The following is a 16,562-nucleotide window of genomic DNA, read 5'->3' on the forward strand; positions in this document are numbered from 1 at the left end:
CACATTCGTCTGCAAATGGGCTTGGTCATGTCCGAGAAAAAAGAGAATTCCCAGCTTCTTCATCTGGTCTTTGGCGGCGAGTTGTCCTCGCTGACCGGAGTAACTTTCCGCGACCTCGATGATCTCGACGTCGTTGGAATCTATCCAGATTACAAATCTGCCGAAAAGGCCTGGCGCGCAAAAGCGCAGGAGACCGTTGATAACGCGCATATGCGCTATTTCATCGTTCACCTACACCGCCTGCTCGATCCCGCGTCGGAAACGACCAAGGGATAGCAAGGACCCACATATGGAAAACAAGGCGACTGCGCCTTCCCCTGCCGTAACCGCAAAGCGGAAGAAGACGGGACCGCGCCCTTTCAAGGAGCTGTGGCGCCGTATTCGCAAGCCGCTGGCGAAGTCGCGCTTTGTGAAACAGGCGCTGGCGACGCTGATGGCGGGCGCAATTCGCCTGATCGACCGCACCAATCCGCGTGTCAAAGGGTCTGACGACCTGCAGGCGGCGATTGATCAGCATTCGCCGGCCATTGCAGCGCTCTGGCACGGCCAGCACATTCTTGGTCCGGCGATCAATCCGCGCAAGCACAAGATCGTTGCGCTCTTTTCGCGCAGCGCCGATGCCGAGCTGAATGCGCTCGTTGCCGAGAAACTCGGTTTCGATACGGTGCGCGGCTCCGGCGGGCGCAAGGGCGAGCGCGATATCCGCAAGGGTGGCGCGAAGGCGCTGATCGCGCTGAAAAAGACGATCGACCGCGGCTGCAATGTTGCGATGATCGCCGACATTCCCCATGGCACGCCGCGCGAGGCGGGGCTTGGCATTGTCACGCTGGCGCGCATTTCCGGCCGGCCAATCGTGCCGGTCGCCATTGCCACGAGCCGCCGCAAGGTGCTTGAGCGCACATGGGACAAGACAACCATCAATCTGCCCTTCGGGCGCAGCGCGGTCATTCTGGGTGAGCCCATTTTTGTCGCCGCCGATGCGGATGCGGATGTGATGGAAGAGAAGCGTCGCGAGGTCACGGATTCGCTCAATGAAGCGACCCGCAAGGCCTACGCCCTGGTCGACGATAGATGACCATGAGTGAACGCTGGGCACGGACCATCCTTACGACCTATCGCTGGGCAGGCGCGGCGGTTTTTCCGCTGATTGGCGGCTATATCGTCTGGCGCGCCGGCAAGGGCAAGGAAGACCGGGTGCGCCGGCACGAGCGTTACGGCAAGGCCGGAAAGCCGCGCCCGGAAGGCCCGCTGATCTGGATGCATGCAGCCAGCGTTGGCGAGACGGCGGCCGTGATCGGCCTGATCGAGCATCTGCTTGGCTATGGCATCAATATCGTTCTGACCACCGGCACGGTGACCTCCGCCAAGGTGGCGGAAGAGCGGCTTGGCGGCAATGTGATCCACCAGTATGTGCCGCTTGATCTAAAGCCGGCTGTCAGCCGCTTTCTGAACCACTGGAAGCCGGATCTGGCCATCATGGCCGAGTCTGAAATCTGGCCGATGACGATCCTTGAACTGGGCGCGCGCCGCGTGCCGCAGGTTCTCGTCAACGGGCGCCTGTCGGATCGCTCTTTCGCGCGCTGGCAGAAGCGGCCCTATCTGGCCGAGGCGCTGTTCGAGAACCTGGCGCATGTGGTTGCCCAGTCGGAAGTTGACGGCGAGCGCTTCCGCACGCTGGGTGCGCGGCCCGTGACCGTTTCGGGCAATCTCAAGGTCGATACGCATGTTCCGCCGGTCGACCCGGAGGCGCTGGCGCTTCTGGAAGGGCAGATCGGCGAGCGCGAGACCTGGGCTGCCGTCTCCACCCATGAGGGCGAGGAGACCGTGGCGGCGGATGTTCATGAAAAGCTGAAGCCACGGCATGCCGACATTCTCAGCATCATCGTGCCGCGCCATCCCGAGCGCGCCGACGGGCTGGAAGAGGAATTCAAGGCGCGTGGCCTCAAGGTGGCGCGCCGCAGCCGCAATGATGCGGTGTCTGCCGATGTCGATATCCTGCTCGGCGACACGATTGGCGAGATGGGACTTTATCTGCGCCTGACCGAGATCGCCTTTGTGGGCCGGTCTCTGACGGGCGAGGGCGGGCAGAACCCGATTGAGCCTGCGCGTCTGGGCACGGCGGTTCTTTCTGGCTGCAATGTGCAGAATTTCCGCGACGCCTATCGCCGCCTGATCGATGCGGGCGGTGCGCGGCTGGTGCGCGATGGCGAGATGCTGGCGGGCGGGGTGAACTTCCTGCTCAACAATTATTCCGCACGGCGCACCATGATCAAGGCCGGGCGGGCTGCGGTTGACGACATGTCGGGCGCGCTGAACCGCACCCTGCAGGCGCTCGATCCCTATATTCATCCACTGATCGTCAAGAGTCGTCTTGAGGACGATGAGGGCCATGGCTAGAGCATCGGGCCGAAAAGTGGAAACCGGTTTTCGGTCATCCCGATGCTCCGTGAACAGTGTAGATCGTCCTTCGCGCGTGCGAATGGACGCGCGGCGGTCCAGCGAGGCGCCTCCGTTCTGGTGGGAACCGGCGGACTGGCGGGCCTGGAGCCTTGCCCCGTTCTCTGCGCTTTACGGTTTTGTGGCCGGCTACCGGATGGCGTCTGCCAAACGCGCGAAAGTGGATGTGCCGGTCCTGTGCGTGGGCAATTTCACCGTTGGCGGCGAGGGCAAGACGCCCGTTTCCATCGCGCTGGCGAAACAGGCGCGGAAGCTGGGGCGCAAGCCGGGCTTCCTGTCGCGCGGGCATGGCGGCTCCATGACCACGGCGCATCTGGTGGATGCGGAAAAGGATCTCTCGCGCCATGTGGGTGACGAGCCGCTGCTTCTGGCGCGGCATGCGCCGACCATGGTAGCGCCGGATCGCCTGACGGGCGCGCGCGAGCTGGTCGGCATCGGCTGCGATTTCATCATCATGGATGACGGTTTCCAGAGCGCGCGCATTCACATGGATTACGCGGTGATGGTGGTGGATGCGCGGCGCGGGCTGGGCAATGGCCATGTCATTCCAGGCGGCCCGCTGCGGGCGCGGCTGATCGACCAGCTGCGCTTTGCCGATGCGGTGCTGACCATGGGCGAGGGCACTGCGGCCGACCATGTGGTGCGCCAGACCTCGCGGGCGGGACGACCGGTGTTTCAGGCGCGGCTCAAGCCGCGTGGCATGCGCGCCATCAAGGGCGGGCGGTTTCTCGCCTTTGCGGGGATCGGCAACCCGAAGAAGTTCTTCGACAGCGTTGCCGAGGCCGGCGGTGCGGTGGTGGAGGGGAAGAGCTTTCCCGATCATCACCCCTATGATGATGACGACGCGCGCGATCTGATCGCAGCCGCCGGCAGGGACGGGCTTCAGCTCATCACGACGGAGAAGGATCTTGTGCGGCTGCGCGGCGGCAGCGGTGCGCTCGGCGAACTGGCCGAGGCAAGCCGGGTGCTTCAGGTGGAAGCGGTGTTTGAGGCAGCGGATATGCCGGTGACGATCATCGAAAACACGATCGAGAACTGGCGCGAACGCAGCCTCAAATAGGTCTGGAGCCGTTCATCGTTTCACCGAAACGCTGCACCGCTCCATCTCTCTGTTTTTTCGCAATCCCGGACGGAAAACCGGTTCCCGATTAACCGCGTTTGCGCAGTTCGGGATGCATTTCCAGTTCGCGGGCGAGCGAGGTATCGGCGCTCACATAGGCTTCCTGGCGCTCGACGCTCCAGTATTTCAGGTCATCGAGCTGGATCGGCTGTTCGGTGACGGCGCAGCGCACGAAAGCGCCGGGGGTCATGACCTGAAAGTCGCCATCCAGATAGCGAATGCGTGCCTCGCGCGCGCCGGGTCCTTCGAAACGGTTCATCGTCTGGTGCCTCTTGTCATCAACTCTGGGCCTTAACCTTCCTGCCGCGCCAAGTAAACCTGCTTGTCGCCGGCGGGGCCGCGTGAGGCCTCGGTCTGGTTCATCGGATTAACCCGAAAACCGGTACCCACTTTTCGGTCCGATGCTCTAACGCCTGCCGAACAGGCGCTCGATATCGGTCAGCTTCAACTCGATATAGGTCGGGCGGCCATGATTGCACGTGCCGGAGCCGGGCGTTGCCTCCATCTGCCGCAGAAGCGCGTTCATCTCCTCTGCGCGCAGCCGCCGTCCGGACCGCACGGAACCGTGGCAGGCCATGGTCGCGGCGATGTGGTCGATGCGCTCCTTCAACGTGTCGGCGGTGTCGTTCTCGGCGATCTCGTCGGCCAGGTCGCGCACGAGCTGCGGCACGTCGACCTTGCCCAGCATGGACGGGGTTTCGCGCACGGCAATGGCTCCGGGGCCGAAACGCTCCAGCCCCAGCCCGAAACGGGCGAGGAATTCGGCATGGGCGGCGACGCGGTCGGCGTCTTCTTCCGGCATGTCCACGATCTCAGGCAGAAGCAGCATCTGCGCGGGCAGGGCGCGCGAATGGAGCGCCTCCTTCAGGGCCTCGTAGACAAGGCGCTCATGGGCGGCGTGCTGGTCGACGATGACGAGAGAATCCTCCGTCTGCGCGACGATGTAGTTTTCATGCACCTGCGCGCGCGCGGCGCCCAGCGGGGAGCGCATCAATTCGGGTGCTGCCTCGACCTCGCCGGCGCGGGCATCGGCGCTCAGGCCGGCACCGACATCGAAAGCCGACTGGGCGGGCGCGGAAAAGCCGCCGGCGGCGGGCGCTGCGCCTGCAATGGAGGCGCTGCCCGTCATGTCCAGAGGGCGGGTGGGGGAGGTGTCGAGCCGCCAGTCCTGCGCGGGGCGCGGTGGCGGGGTGTAGCGATAATGTGCGCTGCCGCCGCCGGTCTCGACACCGCCGCCGGAAAGGCCGCCGGGCGCTGCGTGCTCCGGCTGGCGGAAGGCTGCCAGCATGGCGTCCGCTCCGGAGGTGGAGGCGCGCATGCCGCTGATCTCCAGCGCATGGCGGACCGCGCCGACGATGAGACCGCGCACAAGGCCCGGATCGCGGAACCGCACATCGGCCTTGGCCGGATGCACATTGACGTCGACCAGCGCCGGATCGAGCGAGATGAAGAGCGCGACGACCGCATGCCGGTCGCGCGGCAGCACGTCCATGTACGCGCCGCGAATGGCCCCGGTCAGGAGCTTGTCGCGCACCGGCCGCCCGTTCACGTAGAAATATTGCAGCATCGCGTTGCCGCGCGAAAATGACGGGATCGACACATGGCCCGACAGCGCGACGCCCTCGCGCTCGGCCTCGATGGGCAGCGTGTTCTCGGAGAAATCCTTGCCCATCACCTGCGCGATGCGGCGCAGCAGCCCCTCTCCATCGGCCGGCACGGCGGGCAGCTCCAGCGTGTTGCGGTCGGAGCCCGTCAGGGTGAAGCGCACCTCGGGAAAGGCGAGCGCCATGCGCTTCACCACCTCGGTGATGGCGGCGGTCTCGGCGCGCTCGCTCTTCATGAATTTCAGCCGGGCAGGCGTGGCGAAGAAGAGATCGCGCACCTCCACCGTGGTGCCGCGATTGGCCGCCACGGGCCGGACCGGCGACACGCGCCCGCCTTCCACGGCGATCTCGGCGGCGCTGTCGGCCCCTTCCGGGCGCGAGCGCAGGGAAAGCCGCGCCACCGAGCCGATGGAGGGCAGCGCCTCGCCGCGAAAACCGAGCGAGCGAATGTCGTGAATGTCGTCGGTGAGCTTCGACGTGCAATGGCGCGAGACGGCGAGCGGCAGCTCGTCATGCGCGATGCCGCCGCCATTGTCGGTGACGCGCAGCAGCGAAAGCCCGCCGCCGGCGGTCGCCACCTCAATGCGGGTGGAGCCGGCGTCGAGTGCGTTTTCCACCAGCTCCTTCACGACGCTCGCCGGCCGCTCGATCACCTCGCCTGCGGCGATCTGGTTGATCACGGTGTCGTTTAGCTGGCGAATGGTGTGGGAGGCTGCAGTCATGGGGGCGATTTTACGGGGATTCGGAGGTGGCGAGAAGAGACGCCGCACCGCTTTCCAGCACTTGTGTCGGGGCGGGGCGGGGCGAGGGAGCGCGTGGGCCGGAAAGGGCGGCCCCTGCGGCCCGCAGGGGAAGAAGATGTAAATTGTTAGAAGTGTAAACATAAATCGAGTGATCAGGTAAGTTTTGAGATATACGGCTTTACGTTGGGTCAACTTTAGAAAGCGACTGAATTATGTGCGTGAATTGTGACTCTGGAATTCTTAGCCGTCGTGGGCTGCTGACAGGCGGTCTGGCTCTTGCAATGGCTGCACCGCTTGCCGCGCGTGCATCCGCCGAAACCGGCGCGGCAGCGCCGGTCTCACCCGACGAGGCGTTGCAGCGCCTCATGGACGGCAATGCGCGCTATGTGGCCAACCAGCCCATCAACACCGATCATTCGGCGGGCCGCGCCAGCCGCGCGCAGGGGCAGCAGCCCTTCGCGGCCATCGTGAGCTGCGCGGATTCCCGTGTTGCGCCCGAGCTGATCTTCGATCAGGGGCCGGGAGAGCTTTTCGTCATTCGCGTGGCGGGCAATTTCATCAATGAGGACGGGCTGGCGAGCCTCGAATACGGGGCGGCCGTTCTCGGCATCAAGACGATCCTCGTGCTGGGGCACACGGCCTGCGGCGCGGTGGACGCCACGATCCAGGCGATTCAGGACAACACCCTGCCGCCCGGCCATCTGCCGAGCCTCGTGAACGCCATTCGCCCTGCGGTCTACGACGCCATGGCGGCAGAGCCGGAGGACCTGCTGGCGACCGCGACGGCGCGCAATGCGACGCTAAACGCGGAGAGGGCGCAGACGGCCGGCCCGATTCTCGGCGACCTCTATGCGGCCGGCAAGCTCAAGGCCGCTGCGGGCATTTATGACATTGCCACGGGGAAGGTGAACTTCCTTTAAAGGGAGCTTCCGCGACTGCCCTCCGCCTTCGTCATCCCCGGACTTGATCCGGGGATCCATTCCATGACCGTTGTGGCGGGTTTCGACCGACCGGCATGGATCCCCGGGGCAGGCCCGAGGATGACGAAGGAGTGGGGTAGCTTAATTTTCACCTGTACAGGTGAAGGACCATGCAGGCGAGTGAGAGGTGCCGAACTGCAGGGTGGCAAGCGCGGCATCGCCGTGCCTTTACCCTCATCCTGAGCTCGTCGAAGGGCGGGGGTAAAGGCATGCACCATGCGCTTCCCGCCGCTCTCCATGTCGCCCTCACCCTTCGACGAGCTCAGGATGAGGGCTGTGTGGGCTATTGCGCTTCCTGCCCTGCGTCACCCCGGGCTTGACCCGGGTTTCATTCCGCGACCGTTGTGACGAGTTTCAACCGACCGGCATGGATCCTCGGGTCAGGCCCGAGGATGACGAAGGAGTGTGGGGACGCATGATCAGTCCCGCCTTCATTTCATTTTAAACGCTTGCCGCCCGCCCCTCATCCTCACCTTCTCCCCGCTCGCGGGGAGAAGGGCGCGCAGGCGGTGGGGTCTAACCTGCACACTCGCTCCTTCGTCACCCCGGACTTGATCCGGGGATCCATTCCATGGCCGTTGCGGCGGGTTTCAACCGACCGGCATGGATCCCCGGGTCAGGCCCGGGGATGACGAAGGGGGACAGTTTCATTTTCACCTGCACGTGTGAAGGACCATGCAGGCGAGTGAGAGGTGTCGAATTGCAGGGTGGCAAGCGCGGCATCGCCGTGCCTTTACCCTCATCCTGAGCTCGTCGAAGGGCGGGGGTGAAGGCATGCACCATGCGCTCCCCGCCGCTCTCCATGTCGCCCTCGCCCTTCGACGAGCTCAGGATGAGGGCTGTGTGGGTTATTGCGCTTCCTGCCCTGCGTCACCCCGGACTTGATCCGGGGATCCATTCCATGGCCGTTGCGGCGGGTTTAGACCGACCGGCATGGATCCCCGGGGCAGGCCCGAGGATGACGAAGGCGCGGGGTGGGATGGGGCGTGAAACACCGCGCAGGCGGTTTGGCTTATTGGTGTGCCGTGTCTCATGGTGAATGTCTCCGTTCGAGCCCCCACCTCAATCCATCCCCTCCCGTCACCATCCTCTTCCAAAAAATCATTTTAAGCTTGAAGCAGTTTCGCATAGGATGCTGTATGCTCCAGTCAGGCGTCGAGAGAGCGCAACCGCATCAGGAAGGCACATATGAATATGGAAGCACCACAGGCCAAAGCCGCGTCGAAATCCTCGAAATCGAATTTCGTGTGGGACGACCCGTTCCTCATGGAAGACCAGCTCACCGATGAAGAGCGCATGATCCGCGATGCTGCGGCCGCCTTTGCCGCCGACAAGCTCGCGCCGCGCGTCGAGCACGCCTACATGAACGAGGAAACCGACGCCGCGATCTTCCGCGAAATGGGCGAGGCCGGCCTTCTGGGCGTGACGGTGCCGGAGGAGTATGGCGGCGTGGGCGCCGGCTATGTGTCCTACGGCCTGGTGGCGCGCGAGGTGGAGCGCATCGATTCCGGCTATCGCTCCATGATGAGCGTGCAGTCCTCGCTGGTGATGTACCCGATCCACGCCTATGGCTCGGAAGAGCAGAAGCAGAAATATCTGCCGAAGCTCGCGTCCGGCGAGTATATCGGCTGCTTCGGCCTGACCGAGCCGGATGCGGGTTCGGACCCGGGCGGCATGAAGACGCGCGCGGAGAAGATCGACGGCGGCTACCGCCTGACCGGCTCCAAGATGTGGATCTCCAATTCGCCGATCGCCGATGTGTTCGTGGTGTGGGCGAAGTCTGCCGCGCACGGCAACAAGATCCGCGGCTTTGTGCTTGAAAAGGGCATGAAGGGCCTTTCCGCGCCGAAGATCGGCGGCAAGCTTTCGCTGCGCGCATCGATCACCGGCGAGATCGTGATGGACGGCGTGGAAGTGGGCGAAGACGCGCTTCTGCCGAATGCCGAGGGGCTGAGCGGCCCGTTCGGCTGTCTGAACCGTGCGCGCTACGGCATCTCCTGGGGTGCGATGGGCGCGGCGGAAGACTGCTGGCACCGCGCGCGCCAGTATGGTCTCGACCGCAAGCAGTTCGACAAGCCGCTGGCGCAGACGCAGCTCTTCCAGAAGAAGCTCGCCGACATGCAGACCGAGATCGCGCTCGGCCTTCAGGCCAGCCTGCGCGTTGGCCGGCTGTTCGACGAGGGCCGGATGGCGCCGGAGATGATCTCCATCGTGAAGCGCAACAATTGCGGCAAGGCGCTCGACATTGCGCGGCAAGCCCGCGACATGCATGGCGGCAACGGCATCCAGATCGAGTACCATGTGATGCGCCACGCGCAGAACCTGGAGACGGTCAACACCTATGAGGGCACGCATGACGTTCACGCGCTGATCCTCGGCCGTGCGCAGACGGGCCTGCAGGCGTTTTTCTGATGCGATTGTGAGGGCAGGCGCGCGGCGGTGAGCGGAGCGCCCTGTCGGGAGAGTTTGAGAAGGGGCGGGCGCTTTGGGCGTCTGCCCTTTTTGTTGCGGGTGGTTTGGGAGGTTGGGGGAACCGGCGCAGCCCTCATCCTGAACTTGTCGAAGGGCGAAGGCGGCATGAAAGGGCTCCAGCGGCAAGCGCGGGTGCAAGCCTTCACCCCCGCCCTTCGACAAGCTCAGGATGAGGGTGAAGGCACGGGAACGCCGCGAGCGGGGAGAGGGTGAGGGGTGAGGGGTGAGGGGCGGACGTCGACACCTTTGTCGAGCTTCGCGGTCCGACGGAAAAGCAATGCAGAATTGTCCATGGTCGAAAGCGGCGTCACTCTGTAGTAGTGGAAGAGAAGCCAGTCCCTCCCACCCCAGAGCGAGGCATTCATGACCGCGTCTTTCCTCTCCCATCTACGCAAAGAACTCGATGGCCTGAAGGAGGCCGGGCTCTACAAGAGCGAGCGGGTCATTACCTCGATGCAGTCGGCCGAGATCGAGAGCGGCGGGCAGAGGGTGCTGAATTTCTGCGCCAACAATTATCTGGGCCTTGCCGACAATGAGGAGCTGCGCGAGGCGGCGAAGGCGGCGCTTGACCGCTATGGTTACGGCATGGCCTCGGTGCGCTTCATCTGCGGCACACAGGAAGAGCACAAAGAACTGGAAGCGAAGATTTCCGGCTTTCTGGGCTATGAGGACACGATCCTTTATTCCTCATGCTTTGACGCCAATGCGGGCCTGTTCGAGACGCTGCTCGGGCCGGAGGATGCGATCATTTCGGATGCGCTCAACCATGCGTCGATCATCGATGGCGTGCGGCTGTGCAAGGCGCAGCGCCATCGCTACGCCAACAACGACATGGGCGCGCTGGAGGAATGTCTGAAGCAAGCCGAGGGCGCGCGCTTCCGGCTGATCGCCACGGATGGCGTGTTTTCCATGGATGGCATCATCGCCAATCTGGGCGCGGTCTGCGATCTGGCGGAAAAATACGATGCGATGGTGATGGTGGATGACAGCCATGCGGTCGGTTTCGTGGGTGAGAACGGACGCGGCACGCCGGAGCATTGCGGCGTGGAAGGCCGGGTCGACATCATGACGGGCACGCTGGGCAAGGCGCTGGGCGGGGCCTCGGGCGGCTATACATGTGGCAAGGGTGAAGTGGTCGACTGGCTGCGCCAGCGCTCGCGGCCCTATCTGTTTTCGAACACGCTGGCCCCGGTGATCGCGGCGGCCTCGCTCAGGGTTTTCGACATGGTGGCGGGCGGGGCCGGCCTGCGCCAGAAGCTCTATGACAATGCGGCGCGCTTCCGCGCCGGCATGGAAAAGCAGGGGTTCACGCTTGCGGGTGCTGATCACCCGATCATCCCGGTGATGCTGGGCGATGCAGCACTTGCCGAGAAGATGGCGTCGCGGCTTCTGGAGGAGGGCATCTATGTGATCGGCTTCTCCTTCCCCGTGGTGCCGAAGGGGGCTGCCCGTATCCGCACGCAGATGTCTGCCGCGCACTCGAGCGCAGATATTGATCGCGCGGTGGAGGCGTTTGGAAAGATCGGGCGTGAGCTTGGGGTGATCGCTTAGAGCGTTTTAGCGCAATTCCGGACGGATAACCGGTTTCCGCTTTTCCTGGAATTGCTTGTCTTGAAGGTGGGCGCAGGCCCCTCATCCGCCTGCCGGCACCTTCTCCCCGCAGGCGGGGGGAAGGACGGCCACCCAAACACTCTGGAAGGATAGTCGACGATGTCCAACATGATGAAGGCGCTCGTTAAATCCAGACCCGAGGAGGGCCTTTGGATGGAGCGTGTTCCCGTGCCCGAGATCGGGCCGAACGACGTGCTCATCAAGGTGCGCAAGACGGCGATCTGCGGCACGGACGTGCATATCTGGAACTGGGACGAGTGGGCGCAGAACACCGTTCCGGTGCCGCTGGTGACGGGCCATGAATTCGTCGGCGAGGTGACGGAAGTTGGCTCGGCGGTGACGGAATACAAGCCCGGCCAGCGGGTTTCCGGCGAGGGGCACATCGTGTGCGGCCATTGTCGCAACTGCCGGGCGGGGCGTGGGCATCTGTGTCACAACACGCTGGGCGTGGGCGTTCACCGCGCGGGTGCGTTCGCCGAGTTCATCGCGCTGCCGCAGCACAATGTGGTGCCGATCCCCGACAACATTCCCGATGAGATCGCGGCGATTTTCGATCCGCTTGGCAATGCGGTGCACACCGCGCTTTCCTTCGACCTGGTGGGCGAGGACGTGCTGGTGACGGGCGCAGGCCCCATCGGCATCATGGGCGCATTGGTGGCGCAGGCCGTGGGCGCGCGCAAGGTGGTCATCACCGACATCAATCCGGGCCGGCTGGAGCTCGCCAGAAAGCTTGGCGTGCAGCACACGATGAACGCGGCGGAAGAAACGCTGCCGGAGGTGATGCGCCAGCTCGGCATGACGGAAGGCTTTGATGTGGGGCTTGAAATGTCGGGTGCGGCTCCCGCCTTCCGCGACATGATCGACGTGATGAACAATGGCGGCAAGATCGCCATTCTGGGCATTGCGCCGGCGGGTTTCGAGATCGACTGGAACAAGGTCATCTTCAAGATGCTGCACCTGAAGGGCATTTACGGGCGCGAGATGTTCGAGACCTGGTACAAGATGATCGCGCTGGTTCAGACGCGGCTCGACGTGCGCGACCTGATCACCCACCGCATTGCCGCAGACGATTTCCGCGAAGGCTTCGCCGCCATGCGTTCGGGCGAGGCCGGCAAGGTGGTGATGAGCTGGTAGCGCCGTTGCAGCAATTCCAGAAAAAGCGGGAACCGGTTCTCCGTCCGGAATTGCTCTAATCTTCCAGCGCGGCGCGCTCCAGGGCTTCAAGGCCGGTGAGAAGGGCTGCGCGCTCTTCCGGCTCCATGCGGGCGAGAAGCCGCGTCTCGAAGCCGTGCGCGACGGGCACCATGTCTTCATAGGCCTTCTGGCCCACCCTGCTGAGGGTCAGGCGCTCCACGCGGCGATCCTGCGCGTCGGGCTCGCGCAGGAGCCAGCGCCGCTCTTCCAGCGAGGCGACGGCGCGGCTCACCTTGGTCTTGTGCATGGAAGAATGCGCGCCGATATCGGTCGCGGTCATGGTGCCGAACTGGCCGAGCGTGGCGAGCGTGCGCCATTCGGGCCGCGTCAGGCCGAGGCGTGCGCGATAGGCCTGCGAGAATTTGCGGCTGATCGCATCGGTGAGACGCGTGAGCCGATAGGGCAGAAAAGCCTCCAGTGCGAGGATGGTGCGGTCGGTTGCGTTCCGGGGGAAGCCGGGCGGGGGAACGGACGTGGTCATGTGCGGCGGTTTCTCCTTATGTTTCCCTCTCGAGCGCCGTGCATTCATTCGGACGCAGAAAGGACGCTCTAACCTGTTGAACCCGCGCATCGTGTTTTCCGAATTTCGGGCCGATGCTCTGGTGCCGTTGATAGTTACATTCGCCATGGTTACGGTTGCAACCAATTCGTCGCTTCCCCGACTTCATGGAGGAATGAATGACCGTCCAGTACATGCCGGGCTTCGGCAATGACTTTGAAACGGAAAGCCTGCCCGGCGCGCTGCCGCAGGGGCAGAACTCGCCGCAGCAGCCCGCTTACGGGCTCTATGCAGAACAGCTTTCGGGCTCGCCCTTCACCGCGCCGCGCGGGACCAATGAGCGGTCCTGGCTCTATCGCATTCGCCCGAGCGTGAGGCACACCGGCCGCTTTACGGCGGTCAGCTTCGATGAGTGGAAGTCTGCGCCCAATGTGAACGATCACCAGCTTGCGCTCGGTCAGCTGCGCTGGGACCCGACGCCGATCCCGAACGAGAAGACCGATTTCCTGTCGGGCGTGCACACCATGACCACGGCGGGCGACGCGCAGGGGCAGGCCGGCATGGCGGCCCATGTCTACGCCTTCAACACGTCTATGGTGGATGACTATTTCTTCAACGCCGATGGCGAGTTGATGCTGGTGCCGCAGGAAGGCGGTCTGCGCATCAAGACCGAAATGGGCATCATCGAGATCCAGCCCGGCGAACTGGCGGTTCTGCCGCGGGGCATGGTTTTCCAGGTGGAGCTGATGGACGGGCCGGCGCGCGGCTATATGTGCGAGAATTACGGCGCGAAATTCACCCTGCCGGATCGCGGCCCCATCGGCGCGAACTGCCTGGCCAATCCGCGCGACTTCAAGACGCCGGTCGCCTGGTATGAGGAAAAGGAAACGCCCTGCCGGCTGTTCGTGAAATGGTGCGGCCAGTTTCATGTGACGGAGATCGGCCATTCGCCGCTCGACGTGGTGGCATGGCACGGCAATTACGCGCCTTACAAATACGACCTGTCCACCTTCTCGCCGGTGGGAGCGATCCTGTTCGATCATCCCGACCCGTCGATCTTCACGGTGCTGACCGCGCCGTCGGGTGAGGAGGGCACGGCCAATATCGATTTCGTGATCTTCCCGCCGCGCTGGATGGTGGCCGAACACACGTTCCGCCCGCCCTGGTATCACCGCAACATCATGAGCGAGTTCATGGGCCTGATCAAAGGCCAGTACGACGCCAAGGAAGAGGGTTTCGTGCCCGGCGGCTCATCGCTGCACAATATGATGCTGCCGCATGGGCCGGACACGTTCGGCTTCGAGAAGGCCAGCCATGGGGAACTGAAGCCGGTGAAACTGGAAGAGACCATGGCGTTCATGTTCGAAACCCGGTTCCCGCAGCACCTCACGCGCTATGCGGCCGAGACCGACACACTGCAGGAAGATTACATCGACTGCTGGAAGGACCTCAAGAAGCGCTTCAACGGAACGCCGGAGGGCGACTGGTCCTGATCGACCAGAGCGACCACAGGCGATATGATCGGCGTTGGTCCGGTGGACCTGCGCCGATTGCGCGTCTTCCCCAACGCATAAAGGACATTGCATGAAACTCGCTACGCTGAAGAACGGAACGCGCGACGGCAAGCTGGTCGTCGTCTCGCGCGACCTGACCCGTTGCACGGACGCTTCCTTTCTTGCGCCGACGCTGCAGGCAGCGCTCGATGACTGGTCCCGGATCGCGCCACATCTGGCAGCTCTTTCCGAAAGCCTGGATCACGGCTCGGTGCCGGCAGAGCGCTTCCATGAGCATGATGCGCTTTCGCCGCTGCCGCGCGCCTATCAGTGGGCGGACGGTTCGGCCTACGTCAATCACGTGGAGCTGGTGCGCAAGGCGCGCGGTGCGGAAATGCCCGCAAGCTTCTGGACCGATCCGCTGATGTATCAGGGCGGCTCCGACACGTTTCTGGCCCCGCGCGACCCGATCGTGATGGCGGATGAAGCCTATGGCATCGACATGGAAGGCGAGATCGCCGTGGTTGTCGATGACGTGCCGATGGGCGCGACGCCGGAAGAGGCGGCAGCGGCGATCCGGCTGGTGATGCTGGTGAACGACGTTTCGCTGCGGGGCCTGATCCCCGCCGAACTCGGCAAGGGGTTCGGCTTCTTCCAGTCGAAGCCGTCCTCGGCCTTCTCGCCGGTGGCGGTGACGCCGGAAGAGCTGGGCGATGCATGGAACGGCGGCAAGCTCTCGCTGCCGCTTTGCGTGGACTACAATGGCAAGCCGTTCGGCCGGGCCGATGCGGGCGTCGACATGACCTTCGATTTCCCGACGCTGGTGGCGCATGCGGCAAAGACGCGGCCGCTCGGAGCGGGTGCGATCATCGGTTCGGGCACGGTATCCAACAAGCTCGACGGCGGCCCCGGCAAGCCGGTTGACGCCGGTGGCGTGGGCTATTCCTGCATTGCCGAAATCCGCATGATCGAGACCATCAATGACGGCAAGCCGTCGACGCCCTTCATGCGCTTCGGCGACACGGTGCGCATCGAGATGAAGGATGGCGATGGCCATTCGATCTTCGGCGCGATCGAGCAGACGGTTCAGAAATACGAGAAAGGCGCGTAATGGCCAAGCAATTCGCATCCGCAGGCGACCTGACCGAAAAGAAGATCTCGTTTGACGAGATCGGCCGGGACCTCTGGGCCTTCACCGCCGAGGGCGATCCCAATTCGGGCATCATCATTGGCGACGAGTCGGTGATGGTGATCGAGGCGCAGGCAACGCCGCGCCTCGCCGAAAAGGTGATCGAGAAGGTGCGCTCCGTCACCGACAAGCCGATCAGCCATCTGGTGCTGACGCATTATCACGCGGTGCGCGTGCTTGGTGCATCGGCCTATCAGGCCCCGACCGTGATCATGAGCGACAAGGCGCGCTCGATGGTGGTGGAGCGTGGCAAGGAGGACTGGGATTCGGAATTCGTGCGGTTCCCGCGCCTGTTCCAGGGGCATGAATCGATCCCCGGCCTGACCTGGCCCACCACCACCTTCTCGCAGTCGATGACGGTGTATCTGGGCAAGCGCCGGGTGGATCTGATGTTCCTTGGTCGCGCTCACACGGCGGGCGACATCGTGGCGTTCGTGCCGGACGCCAATGTGATGTTCACCGGCGATATCGTGGAGTACCACTCGGCCTGCTATTGCGGTGACGGGCATTTCCACGACTGGCCGGCGACGCTGGAGGAAATCCGCGCTTTCGATCTGGACGCCATCGCACCGGGACGCGGTGACGCGCTGGTGGGGCAGGGCATGGTCAACGAAGCGCTCGACCTGACGGGCGATTTCGTGATGTCCACCTATCAGCCGGTGGCCCGTGTGGCGCAGGGCGGTGGCACGCTGAAGGAGGCGTGGGACGCCTGCCGCGCGGTGTGCGATCCGAAATTCTCCGACTATGCGATCTACGAGCATTGCCTGCCGTTCAACGTGGCGCGCGCCTATGACGAAGCGCTGGGCATCGATACGCCGCGCATCTGGACGGCAGAACGTGACCGCGAAATGTGGGACGCGCTGCAGGGATGACGTGATGAAGCGGGACGGCGCGACGTTTGGAGGACGCGCGCCACTCGCGATGTCGGCTTCCTTCTCCCCGCTTGCGGGGAGAAGGTCCCGGCAGGGGGATGAGGGGCTGGGGATGAGGGGCTGGCGGCGACCTGATTGAGACTGGTTTTGCCGCGCATCTGCTGATTGCCGATGGCGCTCGCCCCTCATCCTTACCTTCTCCCCGCTTGCGGGGAGAAGGGGGCGTCAGCGCTGGCGCTGTTTTTTCATGACCACCGACTTCATGACCGGAGTTGAGGGTCGTGCACTGGAAGAGGTTTGAGCCGCTTCTTTTTTGAGGAGAAGCGGC

General features: G+C 64.0%; 14 protein-coding genes. 11 read left to right on the forward strand and 3 right to left on the reverse strand.

Annotation, left to right across the window (positions count from 1 at the left end; all coding sequences use genetic code 11):
• Positions 1-27 precede the first annotated feature (27 nt).
• The 4 genes from ACRTG1_RS07060 (at position 28) to lpxK (ending at position 3,517) form a co-directional block, all read left to right on the forward strand.
• Positions 28-276 (forward strand): DUF4170 domain-containing protein, encoded by a 249-nt coding sequence (locus ACRTG1_RS07060; RefSeq protein ID WP_113156194.1) that lies wholly within the window; start codon positions 28-30, stop codon positions 274-276.
• A gap of 13 nt (positions 277-289) precedes the next feature.
• Complete coding sequence (locus ACRTG1_RS07065) at positions 290-1,075, forward strand: lysophospholipid acyltransferase family protein (RefSeq protein WP_206554383.1); 786 nt, start codon at positions 290-292, stop codon at positions 1,073-1,075.
• A 2-nt stretch (positions 1,076-1,077) separates the two neighbouring features.
• Entirely contained in the window at positions 1,078-2,397 is a 1,320-nt protein-coding gene (gene waaA / locus ACRTG1_RS07070) for a lipid IV(A) 3-deoxy-D-manno-octulosonic acid transferase (protein WP_206544733.1), read from the forward strand.
• Positions 2,398-2,479: 82 nt separating this feature from the next.
• Positions 2,480-3,517 (forward strand): tetraacyldisaccharide 4'-kinase, encoded by a 1,038-nt coding sequence (gene lpxK, locus ACRTG1_RS07075; protein WP_206547160.1) that lies wholly within the window; start codon positions 2,480-2,482, stop codon positions 3,515-3,517.
• 88 nt (positions 3,518-3,605) lie between these two features.
• Here lpxK and ACRTG1_RS07080 read toward each other — a convergent pair whose 3' ends face one another.
• Positions 3,606-3,836: a DUF2093 domain-containing protein gene (locus tag ACRTG1_RS07080; RefSeq protein ID WP_113154340.1), complete on the reverse strand. Its 231-nt coding sequence runs from the start codon at positions 3,834-3,836 to the stop codon at positions 3,606-3,608.
• 147 nt (positions 3,837-3,983) lie between these two features.
• Positions 3,984-5,903, reverse strand: a complete 1,920-nt coding sequence (mutL, locus tag ACRTG1_RS07085) for a DNA mismatch repair endonuclease MutL (protein WP_432515978.1) — start codon at positions 5,901-5,903, stop codon at positions 3,984-3,986.
• Positions 5,904-6,136: 233 nt separating this feature from the next.
• On the opposite strand from mutL, the gene ACRTG1_RS07090 reads away from it, so the two are divergent.
• The 4 genes from ACRTG1_RS07090 to tdh all read left to right on the forward strand — a co-directional run bounded on the left by ACRTG1_RS07090 (position 6,137) and on the right by tdh (position 12,121).
• Positions 6,137-6,844 (forward strand): carbonic anhydrase, encoded by a 708-nt coding sequence (locus ACRTG1_RS07090; RefSeq protein WP_113154342.1) that lies wholly within the window; start codon positions 6,137-6,139, stop codon positions 6,842-6,844.
• A 1,248-nt stretch (positions 6,845-8,092) separates the two neighbouring features.
• Positions 8,093-9,316, forward strand: coding sequence for an acyl-CoA dehydrogenase (locus ACRTG1_RS07095; protein ID WP_390881183.1), 1,224 nt, complete (start codon positions 8,093-8,095; stop codon positions 9,314-9,316).
• 423 nt (positions 9,317-9,739) lie between these two features.
• Positions 9,740-10,927 carry a glycine C-acetyltransferase gene (locus ACRTG1_RS07100; RefSeq protein WP_432515979.1) on the forward strand — a complete coding sequence of 396 codons (1,188 nt, stop codon included), beginning with the start codon at positions 9,740-9,742 and terminating at the stop codon, positions 10,925-10,927.
• Positions 10,928-11,086: 159 nt separating this feature from the next.
• Entirely contained in the window at positions 11,087-12,121 is a 1,035-nt protein-coding gene (gene tdh / locus ACRTG1_RS07105; protein ID WP_113154345.1) for an L-threonine 3-dehydrogenase, read from the forward strand.
• A 55-nt stretch (positions 12,122-12,176) separates the two neighbouring features.
• Here the strand turns inward: tdh and ACRTG1_RS07110 are convergent, their stop codons facing one another.
• Positions 12,177-12,662, reverse strand: coding sequence for a MarR family winged helix-turn-helix transcriptional regulator (locus ACRTG1_RS07110; protein WP_206547164.1), 486 nt, complete (start codon positions 12,660-12,662; stop codon positions 12,177-12,179).
• Positions 12,663-12,859: 197 nt separating this feature from the next.
• Between ACRTG1_RS07110 and hmgA the strand changes: the two genes are divergently transcribed.
• The 3 genes from hmgA to ACRTG1_RS07125 all read left to right on the forward strand — a co-directional run bounded on the left by hmgA (position 12,860) and on the right by ACRTG1_RS07125 (position 16,234).
• Positions 12,860-14,173, forward strand: a complete 1,314-nt coding sequence (hmgA, locus tag ACRTG1_RS07115; RefSeq protein ID WP_206544739.1) for a homogentisate 1,2-dioxygenase — start codon at positions 12,860-12,862, stop codon at positions 14,171-14,173.
• Positions 14,174-14,264: 91 nt separating this feature from the next.
• Complete coding sequence (locus ACRTG1_RS07120; RefSeq protein WP_206544740.1) at positions 14,265-15,284, forward strand: fumarylacetoacetate hydrolase family protein; 1,020 nt, start codon at positions 14,265-14,267, stop codon at positions 15,282-15,284.
• Positions 15,284-16,234, forward strand: a complete 951-nt coding sequence (locus tag ACRTG1_RS07125) for an MBL fold metallo-hydrolase (RefSeq protein ID WP_113154349.1) — start codon at positions 15,284-15,286, stop codon at positions 16,232-16,234. Before ACRTG1_RS07120 ends, ACRTG1_RS07125 begins: the two co-directional genes overlap by 1 nt.
• Positions 16,235-16,562: the final 328 nt, after the last annotated feature.

Source organism: Nitratireductor sp. PBL-C9, from assembly GCF_050877045.1.
Classification (GTDB): domain Bacteria; phylum Pseudomonadota; class Alphaproteobacteria; order Rhizobiales; family Rhizobiaceae; genus Nitratireductor; species Nitratireductor aquimarinus.